Here is a 20,817-nt window from a genome sequence, read left to right on the forward strand (position 1 = left end):
AAATGGGTCCCGGAGACCAGTCCCGACAGCAGGAGCGTCCGGGCCTTCGCGACGCGCTCATCCGCCGAGCCCGTCTCGTCGGCACCGCGGTCGGCGTCGGCGCCGTCGCCGGCTCCGTCGCCGTCGTGATCCTGACGCTCGTCGGCGCCCCCGGATACACTGACAGCGTGTTCCTGGCCGGGACCCTCGCGTTCGGCTTCGGCCTGCTCGGGTGGTCCGGCTCCGCGATGGCAGGCCGGGGCATCGAGGCGATGCAGACGTACCTCGCGACCGGATCGAACTGGACCGAGCGGAAGTCGCGTCGGGCGATGGCGCGTGTTGGTGGGTTCGGGTTCGGGTTGATGGTCGGGAGTGCGATTACGGGGACGTTGATCTGAGGTTGTTGGTGTCGGCGTTACCTCCATAGATAACGTCGTGATTGTGTGGGGATTTCTCGGTTGCTCGCTATGCGTTTATTTGGCCAGCTGATACGGTCTTGACCTCGACAACACCGCAGACACCCAGAAAGCCCTCGGCCGCTCGCGGTCGCTGAGCAGGATGTCTGCGCCTCTCCGCCGCGAAAGACGGTCCGGGCTGCCTGCAGTAGCGGGCTGCCGGGCTGCGACTTTCTGGCCTTCGCTCGCTGCGCTCGCGAAGACACCGCCCGGCGCAGATAGAGCCCGTCGCAGCGACTCCCCTGCGGCGCGACCCCTGGAAGACGTTCCGGGCTGCCTGCAGTAGCGGGCTGCCGGGCTGCGACTTCCAAGCTCTCGTTCGCTCCGCTCACGATACCGGCCGTCGCCCTTTCAGTCCACCAGGACCGCGACCGGGACAGCACTGCGACCGCAAGCCTCGGCCCTCCCCAGCCTCGGCCGGGGCGCGCCGGCCCCGCACAGCATCGGCGCGCCCCGGCCTCCCTCGCACGCGTTGCTCGCGCGCGCCGGCCGCCCCACCCCGCTCGCCGGCCAGCCGGCGCACGTCGCTAGCTCGGAGGCCGCCGCGCGCGACGCCACGGCCACCACTCCGGGGTGGGACTGAAAGGGGCAGCCGCTGAGCGGGACGCCCTGCGACGTAAGCACCGCAACCCGGCGAGGGACCGGAGGGAGCGAGCCGGGTGAGGAGCGCAGCGAGCAGCGCGACCACTCAGCGGCTGGGGCTTTCTGGGTATGCTGAGTGGTGTCGTTCACGACGTGAGCCGACCACGTTTATAAGCGCGACCGGTCAGCGGCTGGGGCTTTCTGGGTGTGCCGAGTGGTGGCGCAAGCAACGTCAGCCGAATTCGTTTATAAGCGCGACCGGCCAGCAGCTGGGGCTTTCTGGGCATGCTGAGTGGTGGCACAAGCAACGACAGCCGAATTCGTTTATAAGCGCGACCGGTCAGCGGCTGGGGCTTTCTGGGCATGCTGAGTGGTGTCGAAAGCGACGACAGCCGATCCTATTTATAAATGCAACCACTCGGCGGCCGGGGCTTTCGAGGTGTGCTGGGTGGGTTCACCTGCGCAATCACCGTTTCACCAACCGCGAAAACCTACGAGACGTCGCCGAATACGAACGGGAGCCTTTAGGCACGAGACCCCCAACCCACACCCATGTCACAGACGACCCAGGAGTTCGGCGACTGGCCGCTCAAGCGGCTCATGACGGAGGTCTGCGGCTCCGGCCCGAAGTCGGCCGAGGACCTCACGCGCGCACAGGCGACCGAAGCGTTCGAGCGCATCCTCGCCGATGAGCCCGACCCGACCACGCTCGGAGGGTTCTGGCTCGCGAACCGCTGGAAGCGCAACAACGCGGAGGAGCTGGCGGCCTACGTCGACGTGATGTGCGAGCGCGTCGAGTACGCGACGCCCGAGGTCGACCCCGTCGACTGCGGCGCGAACTACGACGGCAAGACCGACTCGGCCATCCTCGGCGCCGCGGCGGGCATCGTCGCCGCCGCGGCCGGCACGCCCGTCGTCGCCCACTCCGGCGACCGCGTGCCGACCTCGAAGGGCGACGCGTACAAGCACGTCCTCGACGAGCTCGGCGTCCGGACGGATCTCTCGCCGGAGGAATCGGCCGACATGGTCGACGCGACCGGCTTCGGCTTCTACTACCAGCCCGCGTTCAACCCGGCCATCGACGACCTGTTCGACCGGCGCGACCAGATGGGCGTGCGCACGTTCGTCAACACCGTCGAGACGCTGGCGAACCCCGCGGGCGCGGACGTCCACCTCGGCTCCTTCTACCACCTCACGTTCGCGAAGAAGGTGACCGACACGTTCGCGGCGAGCGAGTTCCACGACCTCGACCGCGTCATCATGTTCCAGGGGATGGAGGGCTACGACGACATCCGCCCGGGCTACACGAAGGTCGCGGAGTGGAACGCCGGCGCGGACGGCGCTGAGCCCGACTTCGACGACTTCGAGATCGAGACCGCCGAGTACGGGATGGACTTCGAGAGCGAGGATCTGGAGGTCGACGACGTCGCCGTCGACTCCGCCGAGATCACCGAGGCCGTCCTCGCCGGCGACCGCGAGGACCGCTTCGCGGACGCCATCGCGCTGAACGCGGCCGTCCGGATCTACGCCCGCGAGGACGCCGATTCGCTGGAGGCCGGCCTGGAGCAGGCGCGTGACGTCATCGCCGACGGCAGCGCGGCCGCGACCCTCGAGGAGCTGTGCGCCTTCTAAACGGATCGCTTACCTCTTAAAAAGGAATCCACCGATTTTCGCCGCCTATCCCTCGAACCCGTCCTCCCACCGGAAGGTCCCGTTGCGCTGGACGACCTCGCCGTCGACCTCGATTCTGGAGTCTTCGGACATGTCGGTGATCATGTCGACGTGGACGGCGGAGTCGTTGCCGGCCTCGCCCTCGGGCAGGCAGGCGTCGTAGGCGCGCCCGACCGCGAGGTGGATCGTGTCGCCCATCTTCTCGTCGAAGAGGATGTTGTCCGTGAAACGGTCGATACCGCGATTCATCCCGATGCCGAGCTCGCCGAGGCGGCGCGCGCCCGCATCGGTGTCGAGGATGGCCGCGAGTTCGTCCTCGTTCTGCCCGGCTTCGAAGTCGACGACCTCGCCGTCCTCGAACGTGAGCCGGACGTCGCGCAGCTCCTGGGCGTTGATCGTCATCGGCACGTCGAAGAACACCTCGCCCTCGGTGGCGTACGGCGCCGTGAACACCTCACCGGAGGGGAGGTTGTGGGAGTCGTAGTCGACCGACGCGGCGGAGTTGACCGCGGTCCGCCCGTCGATCGCGAGCGTGAGGTCCGTCGGCGGCTGGTCCTCGCGCTCCTTGACGATCCGGACCTCCGCGGCGTCGTCGAGGACGTCCTTCATCCTCGCCATCTCGTCGGCGAGGGACTCCCAGTCGCGGAGGATCGCGTCGTAGACGAAGTCCTGGTACTCCTCGTAGGCCATCCCGGCCTGCTGGGCGAGGCTCCGGGTCGGGTGGACGGTCGAGACCCAGTCGGTGTCCATGCGCGCCTCCCGGACGCCGGTCCGGGACTTCGAGTAGGCCTGTCGTTTGTCGCTCGGTACGTCGGCGGTGGCGGTGGTGTTGCGACCGCCGCCGAGCCGGAGCACGCTGTCGGCGTGCTCGTACAGCGCGAGCTCGTGGGCGGGGTCCTCCTCGAAGTCGCCGTCGTGGCCCCGGAGGAAGGCCCGGGACACCTCGTCGGAGCCGTACGTCGTCACGACGTTGGCGCCGCGCTCGCCCAGCTCCTCCGCGACGGCGACCCCTAGCTCGTGGGCGTCCTCGGCGACCGAGAGGACGACGTCGTCGCCGGCGTCGATGCGTGCGCTCCAGTCGACGAGCACCTGCGCGTGCTCGCGTACGCGTTGGTCCATACACCTCGGCTGGCACCGGCGGGGCAAAACCCCGGCGGAAGCGGGTTCGAACGTGAGCGATCGTGTATATAGAGTGGCTAACTTTCCGGTGCCGACCGCTATTCGCTTTCTTCGGAGCGATCGCTACCGACCTCATTATGGATTCGTTCGTCGATATTATCCGTTAAAACCACGCGACGTTAGTGGGTCACAGTCGGGATCTGGACCTGCCATACCGATCGACCATCGTGAGTATATACCACTATATAGCGATATGAGATCACTGGAGTACTCATAGCACCGTTCATATGTCGACGCCCGTTCTCCTCTGATGATGGCAGAAACCGACCCAACCGACGCGTCCGATTCCATGAACCGGCGGCGTTTCCTGACGGCAACAGGTGCAGCGGCAACCGTTGGCCTCGCGGGCTGTACGTCGACGGACCAGGGTGAGGGAACCGGCACGGAGGCCGGCCTGTCCGGAGAGGTCGTCATCACTGGCAGCTCGACGGTGTTCCCCGTCAGCGACACGATGGCCGAGCTGTTCATGGAGGAACACGCGGACGTGAACGTGACGGTCGACTCCACCGGTACCGGTGGTGGGTTCGAGAACCACTTCTGTCCGGGCAACTCCGACATCAACGGCGCCTCGCGCCCGATCACGGACAGCGAAGTGGAGAACTGTACGGGCAACGACGTCGAGCCGGTCGAGTTCGAGATCGCCGCCGACGCACTGACCGTCGCCGTCAACAACGAGGCGGACTGGGTCGACTGCATGACGTTCGACGAGCTCCGCCAGATCTGGATGGGCGACGGTGCGGAGAAGTGGTCCGACGTCCGCGACGACTGGCCCGACGAGCAGATCGAGCTGTTCGGGCCCGCCTCTACCTCGGGCACGTACGACTACTTCAACGAGCACGTCCTCGGCGAGGACACCCAGCACACCACCGACCACGAGCCGACCGAGGAGGACAACCTCATCGTCCAGGGGATCCAGGACTCCAAGTACGCGATGGGGTACTTCGGCTACGCCTACTACAGCGAGAACCAGGACCTCGTGAAGGCCGTCGAGATCAAGAAGGGCGACGACGGCGAGTGCACCCCGCCGAGCCTCGACAACGCGAAGGACGGCTCCTACCCGCTGGCGCGGCCCCTGTTCATCTACGCGAACGAGGAATCGCTCCAGGACGAGGCCGTCTACGAGTTCACGAAGTTCTACCTCGAGAAGGCCGAATCCGACCGCGTCAAGGAGATCGGCTACGTCCCCTCCAGCTCGGACCAGGTCGAGGAGAACCTCAGCACGCTCGAAGACGCCGTCGAGAACTAACCTGCCGTTCCGGACCGCGGTAGTTACGTATCTCCGATTTCCAATACCCAATCAATGAGTAACGAAACGCCGCGTCTCCAGTTGGCCGGCGAGGAACGGAGCCGTGTCGCCAGGGAGCAGGTGTACCGCTGGCTGCTGTTCCTCTGTGCGGCGCTGTCCGTCGTCGTGACGGTGACTATCATCCTCTCGCTGGCCGTCGACGCGACCAAGTTCTTCGCGATGGTGGATCCGGTCGCCTTCTTCACCGGCACCGAGTGGGTCATCTCTCGTGACAAGTACGGCGTCCTGCCGCTCGTGTCCGGGACGCTGCTCGTGACGGTCGTCTCCGCGCTCGTCGCGATCCCCATCGGCGTCGCGTCGGCGATCTACCTCAGCGAGTACGCCAGCGATCGCGCGCGGTCGGTCCTCAAGCCCGGCCTCGAGATCCTCGCGGGCATCCCGACGGTCGTCTACGGCTACCTCGCACTGATCTACCTCACGCCGTTCCTCCGCAACTTCGGGCTCGAACTCGGCACGTTCAACGTCCTGAGCGCGTCGATCATGGTCGGGATCATGATCATCCCGATGGTGTCGAGCCTCAGCGAGGACGCGATGAGCTCCGTCCCCGACTCCCTCCGACAGGCCGGCTACGGGCTCGGCGCGACGAAGTTCGAGGTATCGACCGGCATCGTCGTTCCGGCGGCCGTCTCCGGCATCTTCTCCTCGTTCATCCTCGCGCTGTCGCGCGCGATCGGCGAAACGATGGTCGTCGTGATGGCGATGGGCCTGCGCCCGCGCATGTTCGAGCTGACGAGCCCCCTCCAGAGCCTGACCCAGTCGGGCCAGACGATGACCTCCGCGATGGTCCAGGCCGTCACGAGCGACGTGTCCGCGGAATCGGCGACGTACAAGAGCATGTTTGCGCTCGGACTGACGCTGTTTGCAATCACTTTCGCGATGAACTTCGCTAGCAACAGAATCGCCGCGCGGTACAGGGAGGAATACTGATGGCGACGACAACCGAGGGCGGCGAGACCGACGCCGCCGACGCCGACGCGACCGAGATGGGCGAGGTGAGTCGCCTTCGCGGCATCCTCTTCGAGGGTGTCACCTTCGGGGCGACCGTCTTCGGCCTGTTTATGGTCGCGATCCTGCTGTTATACGTCGCCAACGACGCGATCCGACCGTTCAGCGCGGACCCGGGCTGGCACCTCGTCTTCTTCCTGACGCTCGTCGTGCCCGCGACGGCGCTTGCGGTTCACTACTACCGACGCGACGAACCGGCCGGGGAGGTCGCGTACGTGACGCTTGGCCTGCCGATCGTTGGGTTGCTCGCCGGCGGCGGCCTCGTCGTCCTGTTCTCGACAGTCGTCACGGCCGGGAAGTGGTTCGGTATGGTGATCGCGGTACTACTCGCTGCCGGTATCCTCTACGCGCACCGGACGTACCGGCCGAAGGCGGCGCTCGAACGCCTGTTCGTGATGGTGTTCGCGCCGCTCCTGACGCTGTTCGGGATCCCCTCGATCACGGTCGACTGGGCGTTCGTCACTCCGATGACGCGGACCGAACTGTTCCGGATCGCCTTCACGACGCCGGCGCTGCTGCCGAGCGTCCCGGAGCTGTTCCTCTCGCTCCCCGTCATCCCGCTCGACTGGATGCTGCTGTTGGCCACCGTAACGCTGCCCACCGCGACCGTCTTCGGACGCGCCATCGCCGGGCGGCGTGACGACGGCCGTGGACTGCGGGAGACGCTCGCCGCGGGCGTCGTCGTGGTCGCGGTGGGCGCGTTCGTCGCGCCGCTGTTCGGCCTCAAGAGCCAGTACTGGGTCGTCATCGCCACGGCGACGCTGATCCCGCTGGGGTACTACCTGGAGGGCGTCGTTCGCCGCGACGAGGGCGTCAGGGGCGTCGCCTTCCCGGTCGTGGTCGTCGCCGGCGCGCTGCTCGGCGCGGCCGTCACGAACGCCCTCGGCTTCGCGGGGCCGGACCCGTGGCTGGACTGGGGCTTCATCACGAGCGCGACGTCGCGGTCGCCACAGGACGCCGGCATCTACCCGGCGCTGGTCGGGTCGGTGCTGATGCTCGTCGTCATCATCGTCTCCGCGTTCCCGGTCGGCGTCGGCGCCGCGATCTACCTCGAGGAGTACGCGCCGGACACGGGCCCGATCGGCAAGCTCGTCACGCTCATCGAGATCAACATCGGGAACCTCGCCGGCGTCCCCTCCGTCGTCTACGGGCTGCTCGGGCTCGCGATCTTCATCCGGGCCATCAGCCTCCCCACGGGATCGGTCATCGTCGGCGGGTTCACCGTCGGCCTGCTGATCCTCCCGATCATCATCATCTCGGCTCAGGAGGCGATCCGCGCGGTGCCCGACTCGCTGCGGGAGGCCTCCTACGGCATGGGTGCGACGCGCTGGCAGACGATCCGGAACGTCGTCCTTCCCGAGGCGCTCCCCGGGATCCTCACCGGCACTATCCTCGCGCTCGGCCGCGCCATCGGCGAAACCGCGCCGCTGCTGATGATCGGCGCGGCGGCGAGCGTCCGGACCGCACCGGACGGCTTCTTCGCGAAGTTCAGCGCCATGCCGCGGCAGATCTTCACCTGGTCCTCCGAGATCGACCCCGCGTTCCGCTACGGCGTGCTCGCGGCCGGCGTCGTCACACTGCTCGTCGTGCTGCTCGTGATGAACGGCACCGCGATCGTCATCCGGAACAAGTACCAGCGGACGGACTGAGGCGACCTCGCGCACCCGGCGGCTAACGACTTCGTGCATCAGGCCGCTGGGCGTGCTTTTCTCGGTGAACCGCAACCACTACCTCCCGTCGTATCGACCCATCCGGTATGCAACTGGGCGTCATCGGCCTCGGCAGGATGGGACAGATCGTCGTCGACCGCTCGCTGGACGCGGGCCACGACGTCGTCGCCTTCGACCTCTCGGCGGAAGCGACGGCGGAAGCCGCGGAAGCGGGCGCCGAACCCGCGGACTCCGTCGCCGACCTCTGTGACCGACTCGGCGACGAGATGCGGATCTGGCTGATGGTCCCCGCGGGCGACGCGGTCGACGCGACGCTCGAGGATCTGGAACCCCACCTCGACGCGGACGACGTCGTCGTCGACGGCGGGAACTCCCACTTCGAGGCGTCGCTCCGGCGCGCCGAGGCGACCGACGCCGCCTACCTCGACTGCGGCACCTCCGGCGGCCCCGCTAGCGCCGAGGCCGGCTTCTCGCTGATGGTCGGCGGTCCCGAGTGGGCCTACGAGGCGCTCGTTCCCGTCTTCGACGCCGTCGCCACCGGCCCGGCCGGCCACGACCGCATGGGTGAGTCCGGCTCCGGCCACTACGTGAAGATGGTCCACAACGGCGTCGAATACGCCCTGATGCAGGCGTACGGCGAGGGCTTCGAGCTCCTCGCGGACGGCCGCTTCGACCTCGACATGGAGTCCGTCGCGCGCACCTGGAACAACGGCGCCGTCATCCGCTCGTGGCTCCTTGAGCTCTGTGAGGAAGCCTTCCGCGAGGAGGGCAACGACCTCGGCGACGTCGCGGACCACGTCGCCGGCGGCTCGACGGGCACCTGGACCGTCCAGGAAGCCCTCGAGCAGGAGGTCCCGGTCCCGCTCATCTACCAGGCGCTCGCCGAGCGCTTCGACTCCCGGAACGAAGGCCGGTTCTCGCGCAAGCTGGCGAACCGGCTGCGGTACGGCTTCGGGCGACACGACGTGAAGCGCGTCGACGAATAGCGAATATCTGGAGTTTGAGATCGGTTCTTTATAAGTAGTTGATTTGGGACCGTCGCTGTCGACACCACTCGATAAGTCTTGAAAAGGAGAGCCGCCTGGCGATCGCGTTTATAAATAAAGGCGGGCAGCGCCGGTGGCGCCACCACTCAGCACACCTCGAAAGCCCCAGCCGCTGAGCGGTCGCGCTGCTCGCTGCGCGCCTCGCCGACTCACTCGCTTCGCTCGTTCGTCGGCTCAGTGCTTGCTTCGCAGGGCTTCCCGCTCAGCGGCTGCCCCTTTCAGTCCCGCCCCGGAGTGGTGGCCGGGGCGTCGCGCACGGCGGCTGGTTCGCCGGCGACGCTCGCCGGCTGTTGGGCGTGCGGGGCGGCTGGCGCGCGCGAGCAACGCGTGCGAGGGAGGGCGGGGCGCGCCGAGCGTTGCGGTGCCGGCGCGCCCCGGCCGAGGCTGGGGAGGGCTGAGGAACTGCGGTTGCTGTGCGGTGCTGTCGTAGTTGCTGTGCGGTGTCGTCCTGGCGGACTGAAAGGGCGAAGGCCGGTCGCGCCAACGGGGAGTCGCTGAGTCGACCCCTATCTGGACCGGGCGTTGCGGAGAGGTCCAGATATGTCGCTCAGCGACCGCGAGCGGCCGAGGGCTTTCTGGACGTTTGCGGTGCTGTCAAGAGCAAGACCGTATCACCCGGTAAAATTTGCTTATAAAGAGCGGCCAAGCGCTTTCATGGAGTCTACGGTGCTGTCCAGCGCAGCAGCGTCTGCACCTATTCATCCGATTTCGAACCAAATCCAACGACAATTAGCGTCGAGCAATCTGACTTATAAACAGGCGTCGACGAAGCGTACTGAGCCGTACGTTTATTCGGCTCGCCAGCCCACCCGGTACACATGAACGCCGAGGACCTCGCCCGCGCGTACTACGACGCGATCGACGCCGGCGACTACGAGCGGCTCGCGGAGCTTCTCGCCCCCGAGTTCACCCACTACCGCCCCGACCGAACCCTCGACGGGCGCGGCGAGTTCGTCCGGTTCATGCGCGAGGAGCGGCCGATGACCGACACCGACCACGACGTCGGCGGCGTCTACACGAAGGGCGACGGCGTCGCCGTGCAGGGCTGCCTCCGCGACCCCGCGGGTGAGGAGCTGTTCGCGTTCGTCGACGTCTTCACCGTCGAGGACGGCGCGCTCGCGGCGCTGGAAACGTACACGAAGTGAGAAGGCGGCTCGCGGGTCGGCGGCCCTTTTAAGTAGTCCTCAGTCGTCGCTGCCGAGCGCGGCCTCGCCGACGGATTCGTGGCCCTCGATGACCTCCTGGCCGCCCATGTACGGGCGGAGCGGTTCGGGCACCGTCACCGTGCCGTCCTCGTTCTGGTAGTACTCCAGGATGGCGACCATCACGCGGGGGACCGCGACGCCCGAGCCGTTCAGGGTGTGGAGGTGCTCGGCGGCCTCGTGGTGCTCCTCGCGGTACTGGATGCCCGCGCGGCGCGCCTGGAACGCCTCGAAGTTCGACACCGAGGAGACCTCCAGCCAGCGCCCGCCGGCGTCGGGCCCTTCGGGCATGTCGTCGCCGGGCGCCCACACCTCGATGTCGTACTTCTTCGCCTGCGTGAACCCGAGGTCGCCGGTGCACATCTCGAGGATGCGGTAGGGGAGTCCGAGCCGGTCGAGCACCGACTCGGCCTCGCCGACGAGCTCCTCGAAGCGGTCGTAGCTCTCCTCGGGGGGCACGAAGTTGACGAGCTCGACCTTGTTGAACTGGTGGACGCGCACGATCCCCCGCGTCTCGGTGCCGTGCTCGCCCGCCTCCTGCCGGAAGTTCGGCGTGTACGCCTGGTACTTCAGCGGGAGGTCCTCGTCGAGCAGGATCTCGTCGCGGTGGAGGTTCGTGACGGGCACCTCCGCGGTCGGGAGGAGCCAGAGGTCGTCGTCCTCGTACTCTTCGTCGTTCCGGCCCTCGACGCGGTAGGCGTCCTCCGTGAACTTCGGGAACTGGCCGGTGCCCTCCATCGACCGGCTGTTCACCGGGATCGGCGGGAAGACGTCCTGGTAGCCCTGCTCGCGGTGGACGTCGAGCATGAACTGGATGAGCGCGTGCTCGAGCCTGGCGCCGTCGCCTTTCAGGAAGTAGAACCCCTCGCCGGAGACCTTCGCGCCGCGCTGGAAGTCGAGGATCTCCAGCTCCTCGCCGAGGTCGTAGTGCGGGACCACGTCGTCGGGCAGCTCGTGGCGGTCCTCGTACAGCTCGCGGCGGCGCTCGACGTTCTCGGACTCGTCGGCGCCGACCGGCACCGAGTCGTCGGGGATCTGGGGGAGTCGGAGCAGCGCCTCCTCGAGCTCGCTTTCGAGTTCGTCGGCCCGCGACTCGACCTCCTGGAGTCGCTCCTTGAGCTCCTGCGAGCGCTCGATGGCCTCCTGGGCTTCCTCCTCCTCGCCCGCTTGCTTGAGGTCGCCGATCTTCGCGGAGACCTCGTTGCGCTCGTGGCGAAGGTCGTCGCCCTCGGCCTTGAGCTCGCGCCACTCCTCGTCGACCTCGAGGATGTGGTCGAGGTCGACGTCGACGCCCTTCTTCTCGAGGGCTTCTCGCACCGTCTCGGGGTTCTCACGGACGAACTGTCGCGACAGCATTTGCTACAGGCTTGTCGGGCCGGCGGAAAACCGTATCGGAGCATCGGCAAGGGTCCGCGAACGGCGGGCCGTTGGGAGCCGGTCTTCCGTCGTCGCTCGTGTCGGCTACTCGGGACCGACGACCTCGCCGGCGGGATCGTCGGCCATCCTTCCGTGGTCATCCGCTTCCACGCCGAACGGCGTTATCGTCACTGCGTAGTTCGTCTCACAGGCCTCACAGGTCGCCTGCACGTTCAGCTCCGAGTCACCCCCGTCCTCCTGGATCGACACCACCTCACCACACCCACAGCGGAATTCCATGACGGCTAGTTGACCTATTGGTATAAATAGGTTCGAGTGAAACGCAGTTCACCTGGTGAGTTGCGCCCGAGGGCGGTCGCCTGTTGGCACGGCCACGCGGGCGGGCCGTGCGGTCCGCCGGTGGCTTCGTGGGGGTCCCTTCCCGCTTGCCGGACATTCGTCACCGACCCCCGAGCGCTGCGTCGTGCTCCCGGCGTGGAAAACGGCCCCGCTCGTCAGTCTTCCCGACGCTGGCGCATCTGCTGGCGCGTGAACTGCGGCTGGGCGCGGATCCCCTTCTTCTCGCGGAAGGACCGATACAGTGCGACGGCGAGTGGCGACGAGAGCGCGAGAACGACGGCCGACAGCTGCCACGCGTCCTGGAACGAGTAGAGGATCGTCGCCGACAGTACGCCGACCGCTAAGAGGACGGAGAAGGCGATCCGGAGCGCGAGCTTGTCGAGGACGCCGGTGTCGTCCTCGAGGACGATGGTGAACTGCAGGTCGTCCCGCTGCGCGCGGTCGAGCACGTCGTCGAGCTTCGGCGGGACGGTGACGAGCGCCTCCGCGGTGTCCTGGACCTGCTGGCCGGCGTCGCGGGCGAGGTCGCGGGCGGTCTCCTCGTAGTAGCCCTGCTCCCGGAGGTAGTCCGTCGCCGTCGCGATGAAGTCGAACTCCGGATCGAGGGTGACACAGACCCCCTCGACGACGGTGGCGACGCGGAGGACCAAGGCGAGGTTCCGTGGCAGCCGGAGCGGGAACTCGTAGATGGTCGACTCCACCTGCTGGATGATCTGGTTGACGCGGTACTGCTCGATGTCCTCACCGCGCGCGTCGGCGATGGCCAGTTCCATCACGTCGCCCATCACCTCGCGGTCGGCCTCCGGCGACAGCGTCCCCATGTCGACGAGTGTGTCGAGGATAGCGTCGATGTCCTGGCTCGCGACCGCGACGTAGAAGTCGACGATCTTCCCCTGGATGAACGGGTCCACGCGGCCGGACATCCCGAAGTCGTAGAAGACGATGGCGCCGTCGTCGTCGACGGCGAGGTTGCCGGGGTGCGGGTCGGCGTGGAAGACGCCGTCGTCGATGATCATCTGGAGGTACGCGCGCTGGAGCGCCGTCGCCAGCGCGGTCGGGTCGTGCCCCTCGGCTTCCAGCTGGTCCACGTCGTTGATCTTCGTCCCGGGGATGTACTGCATCGTGAGCACGCGGGGGCCCGAGGCGGTCGGGTAGGCGTTCGGGATCCGGATCGCCTCGTCGTCGGTGAAGTTGTCGCGGATCTCCTCGAGCATCTCGCGCTCGCGACGGTAGTCCATCTCCTGGCGGATCGTCTTCGCGAACTCGTCGGCGAGGTTCTCGAGCGAGAAGGCGCGGCCCTCGCCGATGACGCGCTTGACGACCGGAAGCGACCACTTGACGACGCGGAGGTCCGCCTCGACGAGCGCCTCGATGCCCGGCCGCCGGATCTTCACGGCGACGGGGTCGCCGTCGTACGTCGCGGTGTACACCTGCCCGAGGCTCGCACCCGAGATGGGCTCGGTGTCGAAGTCGTCGAACGTCTCCTCGACGGACCCGAGGTCGGCCTCGATGACCTTCTTCGACTCCTCCCACGGTGCCGGCGGAACGTCGTCCTGGAGTCGCGAGAGGACGTCGATGTACGCCGGCGGGAGGATGTCCGGGCGCGTCGACAGCAGCTGCCCGAGCTTGATGAAGGTCGGGCCGAGCGTGAGCAGGATATCGAGGAGCGTCTCCGCGCGCTCCTGTTGCGTCTCCGGCCCGACGTCGCGGCCGCTCCCGAACAGGAAGAATCGCTTGCGGTCGCGCCAGTATGCGACGATCAGCGGGGAGAACTGCCGGATCGTGACCAGGAACCGCCAGTAGGCCTTGAGGTTAACCAGCGTAACCACCCATCAGTCGTCGATCTCGATGCGCTCGCCGGTCGACTCGTCGCCTCGCTTGGGGATCGTCAGTTCGAGCACCCCGCGATCCATCTCCGCATCCGCCTCGTCCCCGAGGGCGTCCGGCGGAAGCGGCAATTCCGCGTCTAAGAACAGCGGTCGGTCCTCGCGGACGTACCGGAACCCCTCCGGCGTCTCCTTCTCGCGGCGGGCCTCGATGGTGACCCGCCCCTCGTCGGCGACGAGGTCCGTGGTGTCGCTCGTGGCGCCGGGCAGGTCGATGACGAGGACGTACTCGTCGTCGGACTCGAGGAGATCCGCGAACACGGCGTCCGGGAGGTCCCGGAGCGCATCACGCAGCGCTGACATACACGCGGGTTGGGGCGCTGGCTCGAAAAAGGTGATGTATCCGGCGGGGGTGATCCGCGGCGGTACGTCGCGACCGGCCGCCCCGCCCGCCTCGACCCGCGGCTCCTGCCCGTCACGATCGCGACGCCCGCCCGCTGAGGCCGCGACGCCCACCCGCCGAGACCGCGACGCCCACCCGCCGAGACCGCGACGCCCGCCCGCCGATTTCCGCACCCGTCGGGGTTTTTGCCTCCGGAGCGCCTACCCCGGGTATGAGCCACGACCGACACGAAGCCGGGTTCAAGGAACGAACCCGGGTGGCGGCCGCTCGCGAGACCTTGCTTGCGGCCGTCGACCGTCACGACCGCGTCGAGCGGGTCCCGCTCGGCGCGGCCGACGGGCGTGCCGTCGCCGAACCGCTTTCCGCGCCGAACCCCGTCCCGGGCTACGACCGCGCCGCGATGGACGGCTACGCGGTCCGCGCCGAGGACACCTTCGGCGCGTCCGACCGCTCTCCGACGATCCTCCGCCGAAGCGACGACACCGTCGGCCCGAATCAGGCCGCCCGGGTCCACACCGGGAGCGACCTCCCCGAGGGCGCCGACGCCGTCGTCATGATCGAGGAGGTCGAGGAGCTCGACGCGGAGCTGGAGGTGTTCGATGCCGTCGCCGAGGGCGAGAACGTCGGCGACGTCGGCGAGGACGTCAGCGAGGAGCAGCGCCTCTTCGACGCCGGCCACCGCCTGCGGCCCTCCGACCTCGGCCTGTTGAAGTCCGTCGGCCTCACCGAGGTCCCCGTCTTCGAACCGCCGGAGGTCGCGGTCATCCCTACCGGCGAGGAGCTGGTCCAGGAAGACCCCGCCCCCGGCGAGGTGATCGAGACCAACGGCCTCACCGTCTCCCGGCTCGTCAAGCGCTGGGGCGGCGATGCCCGCTATCGCGACGTCGTCACCGACGACGAGGACCGCCTCGCGGACGCGATCGAGCGCGACCTCGATGCCGACGTGGTCGTCACCACCGGCGGCTCCTCCGTCGGCGAGCGCGACCTGCTCCCGGAAGTGGTCGCCAGTCTGGGCGAGGTGCTCGTCCACGGCGTCGCGCTCCGCCCGGGCCACCCCGTCGCTATGGGCGAGATCGACGGGACGCCCGTCATCAACCTCCCCGGCTACCCCGTCGCCTGCATCGTCAACGCCGTGCAGTTCCTCCGACCTGCACTCAAGACGGCCGGCGGGCTCCCGGTCGAACCGCATCCGACGCGCCGCGCGACGCTCACCCGGAAGATCGCCAGCGAGCCCGGCACGCGGACGTACGCCAGGGTGAAGCTCTCCGGCGATTCGAACGGCGGCGACGCCGCGGACGGCACCACCGACCTCGAGGCGACGCCAACGCGCGCGAGCGGCTCCGGCGTCCTCTCGAGCGTCGCGCTCGCGGACGGCTGGGTCGTCGTCCCCGAGGGCCGCGAGGGGATCGACGCCGGCGAGGTCGTCGACGTGGAGATCTGGGAGGCGATAGCATGACCGAGCGCAAGGAGTTCCGCAACCTCGCGCCGCCCGAAGAAGCCCACGCCGCCATCGACTCGCTGGACCTCGCGCCGGGGCCCGAACACGTCCCGCTCGAGGACGCCCGCGGCCGCGTGCTCGCCGAGCGGATCGACGCCGACCTCGACGTGCCCGGCTTCGACCGCGGGTCGATGGACGGCTACGCCGTGCGCGCCCGCGACACCTTCGGCGCCGACGAGGCCGACCCGGTCGAACTCGACTACGTCGGCGCCGTTCACGCCGGCGCGGAGCCGGACGTGACGGTCGAACCCGGCACCTGCGCGGAGATATCGACCGGCGCTGTGATGCCCGACGGCGCCGACGCCGTGGTGATGGTCGAGCGGACGGAGGAGCGCGACGACGGGGGATCAGCGGGAACCGACACCCCCGACCGGGTCGCCATCCGCACCTCCGTCGCCCCCGGCGACAACGTGATGGTCGCCGGCGCGGACATCGCCGCCGGCGCCCGGGCGCTCGGGCCCGGCACGCGACTCACGCCCAGGGAGATCGGCCTGCTCTCCGCGCTCGGCGTCGACGAGGTCCCGGTCCGCGGCAAGCCGAAAGTCGGGATCATCTCCACGGGCGACGAGCTCGTCCGCCCCGGCGAGCCGCTCGATTCCGACCGCGGCCAGATCTACGACGTCAACTCGACGACGATCGCGACGGGCGTCGAGGAGGCGGGCGGGGAGCCCGTCCTCTACCCCCATGCCGGCGACGACTACGCGGAGATGGAGCGGCTCCTGACGCGGGCCGCCGACGAGTGCGACCTCGTGCTCTCCTCGGGGTCGACCTCCGCGAGCGCGGTCGACGTCATCTACCGCGTCATCGAGGACCGCGGCGAGTTGCTCCTCCACGGCGTCGCGGTCAAGCCCGGCAAGCCGATGCTCATCGGCCGGCTCGAACGCTCCACGGAGTCGACCCGGACGGGGGCGTCCGCGTACGTCGGGCTCCCGGGGTACCCCGTCTCCGCGCTCACCATCTTCCGGACGTTCGTCGCGCCCGCCATCCGCGAGGCGGCGGGCCAGCCGGACCCCCGCACCGCGACCATCACCGGCGAGATGGGCGTGCAGGAGCGCTACAGCGAGGGCCGGATGCGGCTCATGCCGGTCGGCCTGCTCGAACGCGAGGACCGCCCGCCGCTCGTCTACCCCGTCGACAAGGGGTCGGGCGCGACCACGAGCCTCGTCGAGGCCGACGGCGTCGTCACGGTCGACCCCGACACCGAAGTCCTCGACGAGGGCGAGGCGGTCGACGTCACGCTGTTCTCGCCGGACGTGCGCCCGCCGACCTTGCTCGGCGTCGGCGAGGACGACCCCGCGCTGAACCGCCTGCTCGACCGCGTCGAGCGACCGCGCTACCTCCCGGTCGGCTCCCGCGAGGGGCTCCGTCGCCTCCGCGACGGCCTCCCGGACGTCGCGGTCACCGCCGGCCCCGTCGATCGCGACGTCGACAGCGTGGAACTCGGCCGCTGGTCCCGCGAGTGGGGCCTCGTCGTCCCCGCGGGCAACCCGGCCGACGTGACCGGGGTCGCCGACCTCGTCGACGACGACCTCCGGTTCGTCAACCGGACGACGGACTCGGGGCTTCGGACGAGCCTCGGGAACGAGGTCGCCGCGCTCGCGGACGCCCGCGACGTGGACCGCCACGCGCTCGTCGAGGCCGTCGAGGGCTTCGACCTGACCGTCCGCGCGTTCGAGAGCCCCGCCCGCCGCGTCGCGAGCGGCGACGCGGACGTCGGTCTCGGCCTGCGTGCGACCGCCGAGAAGCTCGGCCTCGGATTCGTCTCGCTCGGCACGCAGGACATCGTCGTCCGCGCGAACCCGGACCGCGTCGACACCGCCGGCGTCGCCGGCCTTGAGGACGCCCTCGACGACGTTGGCGCCGTGGTCGACGAACTGCCTGGCTACGAGGACTGAGCCGGCGACCGCGCCCCTCCAGTTTCGACCCAACTCCATGGCCGACCCCTGGCCCGACCTCCCGACGCGCGACGATGGCCCCGAGTACGCCGTCGACTTCCGGGAGCACCCGGAGCTGTACCGCGTCGCCCGCGGCGAGGTGGGTGTGTTCAAGGTCGAACCGTACAAATCCGAACTCCTGTCGCTGTGGGGGTACGCCGACCGCGAGACTGCGGAGGCCGCTGCCGAAGCTATCTACGAGCGGTTCCGCGAGTACCGTGACCAGGCGACTTCGTCGGCATGGACATGGCCCGGAAGTACCTGCAGATGGGATACACGCGAGCGATGCGCTACGCGAAATATCCCGGTGGGCAGAAGTACGACGAAGACGGCACGGAGCGCGACCCGGAGCACTGGGCCGACCCCGAGAAACGAGCGGCCGCCGAGGTGTTCGAGGCGTACCTCGACCGGGTGCGCGGGGACGATTACTATCAGCGGGCGAAGGATCTCCACCGCAAGCGCTGGGGCTGAGGTTTTTCTGCGATACCGAACTCAACTCGCCGCGTGCCCTGATCCGTCGCCCGCGACGAACTCGACGGGAGCTCGGCACCCCGTCGCGGGATCGATCCGCCGCGCCGACTGTTCGCTCTTTTATAAGCGCGAGCGGCGTTACCGTCCCACGCCCAGCTTGATCGGCGCGTCGCTCGGCACGACGTCGACCACCACCTCCTCGCCGACGCCGAACTCCTCGTCCGGGCAGACGAGCTTCGCGCCGAAGGCGTCGTCGCGGGACGCGAACAGCGACAGCCCCGTGATCCGCGTGCCGTTCGCGAGGACGTCGACGTCGTTCCAGGCGAGGTTCCGGGACTCGGCCTCGCCGAGCGCCTGGCCGAACAGCGAGACCGTGCCGTCAGCGCCGCCGAGCGCTCCCCCGCCGGCGTAGTGGGCCAGTCCGCCGTCGAGCGGGACGCCGCCGTCGCTGGCGATCGCCGCGTAAGCGGCCGTCGGCTCGGGGTGTGTCGGCGCGTCCAGCAGCGCGTACGTCTCGCCGACCTCGCGGACGACGCCCGTCCCGTCCCAGGCGAGGGGCCGAACGTCGACGTCGACGCCGACGGGGAGCGACCCGCTTGCCCGATACGGGTTCGTGTCGGCGTCGCGGAAGCCCAGGTGGACGTGGTTGTCGACCCACTGGCCGAAGAAGCCCGAGCGGATCATCGGCCCGAGCGAGTCGCCGACGGCGACGCTGTCGCCGGACTCCACGACCGGGTCGACGTGGAGGATCCGTGCCACGAGATCGCGGTCGACGCCGGCCTCGTTCGCCCACTCGTCGTCGACGTCGAGGATGATGAGGTGGTCGTGGTTGACGGCGTACGGCCGGTCGGGACAGCCGACCGTGCGGGTGTCGCGGACGACGCCGGAAACCGGCGAGAGCCCGGCGTTGCTCTCCGGATACAGGTCGATCGCGTGGCCGCTGTCGTGGGCCGGATACGGGGAGTTGTACAGTGAGAATCGCGGGTAGCGCCGGACGACGTCCCCCGGCAACGTGATCATCGTCGGCTCTCGGCGCCGGCGAGTAAAAGGCGCGTCGCTCGACGCCATCGCCGAGCTGCCTGCCGCTCACGCACCGATCTGATCGGCGAGAGCGGAGGAATCATGGCCCTCGCTACCCAAGACGTCGGTATGCGCGTGATCCGCGGTCGGGGGCCGACGCTGGAGGCGGACCGAGGCGCGACGAGCGCGATGCTCGCGACTGCCGCCGAGAGCGGGGAGCCGGCAGTTCGGGTCTGGCAACCGCCCAGACAGGTCGCGTTCGGGCGGCGCGACACCAACGCCGCGGACTACGAAGGTGCGGTGCAGGCCGCCCGCGACTGCGGCTTCTCGCCGGTCGAGCGGAGCGTCGGCGGTCGGGCCGTCGCGTACACGGGCCGGACGCTCGCGTTTGCCGTCGCGATCATGGCCGACGACTGCCGCTCCGGTATCGAGGACCGGTATCGGACCGCGACGGCGACGGTCCTCGACGGGCTCCGTGAGCTGGGCGCCGACGTCGAACCGGGCGAACCGCCCGCGTCGTACTGCCCGGGGTCGCACTCGATCCGCGTCGTCGACGGCGGGAAGGTCGCCGGCCTCGCACAGCGCGTCCGGACCGACGTCGTGCTCGTCTCCGGCTGTCTCGTCGTCGCCGCGGCCGACGAGCCCGAAATCACCGAGGTACTCGACCCGGTGTACGACGCGCTCGACGTCGACTTCGATCCGGCATCAGTCGGCAGCGTCGCCGGCGCCGGCGGATCGGCGACGCCGAGCGACGCCGCTCGCACGCTCGAGGCGGCCTTCGTCGACGGCGCGTGGGGTGACGACACCCGAAGGGTCGTCTCGGTCGACGACCTCGACGCGCCGGCTGTGGCGGAGAACTGAGCCCCGACGCGCGGCGTGAGCGCCCGGAGGGGCTTTCGACGTGCTTTTTATTCGCCAGAGTCTCCTTCCCGTATGGTTGAATTCAAAGTCGTCGTCGCCGACCCCGACACTGGCGACACGTTCCAGGTCGAAGTCGACGGACAGGACGCCAATCGCTTCATGGGCCGCAGCCTCGGCGACGAGGTTGACGGCGAAGCGGTCGGGCTCGACGGGTTCACGCTCGAGATCACGGGCGGCTCCGACGAGACGGGGCGCCCGATGCGCGAGGACGTGCCCGGCACGGCCCTGAAGGAGATCCTCCTCGAGGGCGGCGTCGGCTTCGAGCCGAGCCAGGAGGGCGAGCGCAAGCGCGTCACCGTCCGCGGCGCGGAGATCGACGAGGACATCGCACAGATCAACGCCAGCGTCGTCGAAGGCGAGGGCGACGTCGCCGAGGCGCTCGGCGAAGGCGACGAGGAGTAAGGTTTTCTCCCGCGATGGCGCGTCTTCCGTCCGACGACCCGAGCCTCGCGTCCGTCCGCGTCCGCGTCGCACGCAGCGGTGGGACCCGCCGCCCCTGCGTCCGACTCCCGGCGGACGACGAGCTCGCCGACCGGCTCGAGAGCGGCTCACGGGAGACGCTCGACGTCGAGGCGGGCGACCTGATCCGGGTCATCATCGACCGCGACGAGTACCACGCCCGCGTCGACGCGGACACGCAGGGACGGTTACTCCGCGGGGCCTTCGACAACCGCCGGCTCGCCCGCACGAGCGGCGAGGGCGAGAACCGGCTCGTCGAGTGGCTGAGCGAGCACGGTCGCGAGGAGGGCGATGCGCTCCTGCTCGACGTGGTGGCGCCGGGCGACGCCTACGGGCTCCGGCTGCCGGGCGAGCGGACCGTCTACGACGTCGACGCCGGCCCGCGGGATTCGCTCGGGGACATCGCCCGCGACGTCGACGGGTAAGGGCCGAGGCGGCGGTTCCTCGGCTCGTGGGATAGTCGAACCGCTTATT

Annotated in this window: 18 protein-coding genes and 1 pseudogene; 13 read left to right on the forward strand and 6 right to left on the reverse strand. The window is 69.0% G+C overall.

Going from position 1 to position 20,817, the window contains the following annotated elements; translation table 11 throughout:
* Nucleotides 1-2: 2 nt before the first annotated feature.
* Nucleotides 3-377 (forward strand): DUF7268 family protein, encoded by a 375-nt coding sequence (locus ACQE3M_RS01850; RefSeq protein WP_430503763.1) that lies wholly within the window; start codon nt 3-5, stop codon nt 375-377.
* A gap of 1,191 nt (nt 378-1,568) precedes the next feature.
* The gene (locus tag ACQE3M_RS01855; RefSeq protein ID WP_430503764.1) at nt 1,569-2,648 is read left to right on the forward strand and encodes an anthranilate phosphoribosyltransferase; all 1,080 of its coding nucleotides are present in this window, start codon (nt 1,569-1,571) and stop codon (nt 2,646-2,648) included.
* Between the two features lie 45 nt (nt 2,649-2,693).
* Here the strand turns inward: ACQE3M_RS01855 and ACQE3M_RS01860 are convergent, their stop codons facing one another.
* Nucleotides 2,694-3,806 (reverse strand): aminopeptidase, encoded by a 1,113-nt coding sequence (locus ACQE3M_RS01860; protein ID WP_430503765.1) that lies wholly within the window; start codon nt 3,804-3,806, stop codon nt 2,694-2,696.
* A gap of 310 nt (nt 3,807-4,116) precedes the next feature.
* Here ACQE3M_RS01860 and ACQE3M_RS01865 point away from each other — a divergent pair, with 310 nt between their 5' ends.
* The 5 genes from ACQE3M_RS01865 to ACQE3M_RS01885 all read left to right on the forward strand — a co-directional run bounded on the left by ACQE3M_RS01865 (nt 4,117) and on the right by ACQE3M_RS01885 (nt 10,038).
* Nucleotides 4,117-5,112 (forward strand): phosphate ABC transporter substrate-binding protein PstS family protein, encoded by a 996-nt coding sequence (locus ACQE3M_RS01865; protein WP_430503766.1) that lies wholly within the window; start codon nt 4,117-4,119, stop codon nt 5,110-5,112.
* Between the two features lie 54 nt (nt 5,113-5,166).
* Nucleotides 5,167-6,099 (forward strand): phosphate ABC transporter permease subunit PstC, encoded by a 933-nt coding sequence (gene pstC, locus ACQE3M_RS01870; RefSeq protein WP_430503767.1) that lies wholly within the window; start codon nt 5,167-5,169, stop codon nt 6,097-6,099.
* A complete protein-coding gene (gene pstA / locus ACQE3M_RS01875) occupies nt 6,099-7,826 on the forward strand; it encodes a phosphate ABC transporter permease PstA (RefSeq protein WP_430503768.1) in 1,728 nt (575 codons plus the stop codon). Before pstC ends, pstA begins: the two co-directional genes overlap by 1 nt.
* A 107-nt stretch (nt 7,827-7,933) precedes the next feature.
* Nucleotides 7,934-8,833, forward strand: coding sequence for a phosphogluconate dehydrogenase (NAD(+)-dependent, decarboxylating) (gene gnd / locus ACQE3M_RS01880; protein WP_430503769.1), 900 nt, complete (start codon nt 7,934-7,936; stop codon nt 8,831-8,833).
* Between the two features lie 878 nt (nt 8,834-9,711).
* Nucleotides 9,712-10,038 (forward strand): nuclear transport factor 2 family protein, encoded by a 327-nt coding sequence (locus ACQE3M_RS01885; RefSeq protein ID WP_430503770.1) that lies wholly within the window; start codon nt 9,712-9,714, stop codon nt 10,036-10,038.
* Between the two features lie 39 nt (nt 10,039-10,077).
* On the opposite strand, the gene serS is transcribed toward ACQE3M_RS01885, so the two are convergent.
* The 4 genes from serS to ACQE3M_RS01905 form a co-directional block, all read right to left on the reverse strand.
* Nucleotides 10,078-11,451: a serine--tRNA ligase gene (serS, locus tag ACQE3M_RS01890; RefSeq protein WP_430503771.1), complete on the reverse strand. Its 1,374-nt coding sequence runs from the start codon at nt 11,449-11,451 to the stop codon at nt 10,078-10,080.
* Between the two features lie 105 nt (nt 11,452-11,556).
* Nucleotides 11,557-11,751 carry a hypothetical protein gene (locus ACQE3M_RS01895; RefSeq protein WP_430503772.1) on the reverse strand — a complete coding sequence of 65 codons (195 nt, stop codon included), beginning with the start codon at nt 11,749-11,751 and terminating at the stop codon, nt 11,557-11,559.
* A 215-nt stretch (nt 11,752-11,966) separates the two neighbouring features.
* Nucleotides 11,967-13,640 (reverse strand): ABC1 kinase family protein, encoded by a 1,674-nt coding sequence (locus tag ACQE3M_RS01900; protein WP_430503773.1) that lies wholly within the window; start codon nt 13,638-13,640, stop codon nt 11,967-11,969.
* A 3-nt stretch (nt 13,641-13,643) separates the two neighbouring features.
* Nucleotides 13,644-14,000: an Hsp20/alpha crystallin family protein gene (locus ACQE3M_RS01905; RefSeq protein WP_430503774.1), complete on the reverse strand. Its 357-nt coding sequence runs from the start codon at nt 13,998-14,000 to the stop codon at nt 13,644-13,646.
* A gap of 251 nt (nt 14,001-14,251) precedes the next feature.
* Between ACQE3M_RS01905 and ACQE3M_RS01910 the strand changes: the two genes are divergently transcribed.
* From ACQE3M_RS01910 to ACQE3M_RS01920, 3 genes and pseudogenes are all read left to right on the forward strand, one after another.
* Nucleotides 14,252-15,496, forward strand: coding sequence for a molybdopterin molybdotransferase MoeA (locus ACQE3M_RS01910; protein ID WP_430503775.1), 1,245 nt, complete (start codon nt 14,252-14,254; stop codon nt 15,494-15,496).
* Nucleotides 15,493-17,433: a molybdopterin biosynthesis protein gene (locus ACQE3M_RS01915; RefSeq protein ID WP_430503776.1), complete on the forward strand. Its 1,941-nt coding sequence runs from the start codon at nt 15,493-15,495 to the stop codon at nt 17,431-17,433. The genes ACQE3M_RS01910 and ACQE3M_RS01915 overlap by 4 nt, the downstream gene beginning before the upstream one ends.
* A gap of 37 nt (nt 17,434-17,470) precedes the next feature.
* Nucleotides 17,471-17,943 (forward strand): annotated as a pseudogene (locus ACQE3M_RS01920) (DUF4385 domain-containing protein).
* Between the two features lie 138 nt (nt 17,944-18,081).
* On the opposite strand, the gene ACQE3M_RS01925 reads toward ACQE3M_RS01920, so the two are convergent.
* A complete protein-coding gene (locus ACQE3M_RS01925) occupies nt 18,082-18,963 on the reverse strand; it encodes a DUF8155 domain-containing protein (RefSeq protein ID WP_430503777.1) in 882 nt (293 codons plus the stop codon).
* A 129-nt stretch (nt 18,964-19,092) separates the two neighbouring features.
* Between ACQE3M_RS01925 and ACQE3M_RS01930 the strand changes: the two genes are divergently transcribed.
* The 3 genes from ACQE3M_RS01930 (at nt 19,093) to ACQE3M_RS01940 (ending at nt 20,768) form a co-directional block, all read left to right on the forward strand.
* Complete coding sequence (locus tag ACQE3M_RS01930; protein WP_430504029.1) at nt 19,093-19,824, forward strand: lipoate--protein ligase family protein; 732 nt, start codon at nt 19,093-19,095, stop codon at nt 19,822-19,824.
* 72 nt (nt 19,825-19,896) lie between these two features.
* The gene (locus tag ACQE3M_RS01935) at nt 19,897-20,286 is read left to right on the forward strand and encodes a 30S ribosomal protein S6e (protein WP_430503778.1); all 390 of its coding nucleotides are present in this window, start codon (nt 19,897-19,899) and stop codon (nt 20,284-20,286) included.
* A gap of 14 nt (nt 20,287-20,300) precedes the next feature.
* Nucleotides 20,301-20,768, forward strand: coding sequence for a DUF7112 family protein (locus tag ACQE3M_RS01940; RefSeq protein WP_430503779.1), 468 nt, complete (start codon nt 20,301-20,303; stop codon nt 20,766-20,768).
* The last annotated feature ends 49 nt before the right edge of the window (nt 20,769-20,817 follow it).

It is taken from the genome of Halosubterraneus shenae, from assembly GCF_050510935.1.
Classification (GTDB): Archaea; Halobacteriota; Halobacteria; order Halobacteriales; family Haloferacaceae; genus JBDGPU01.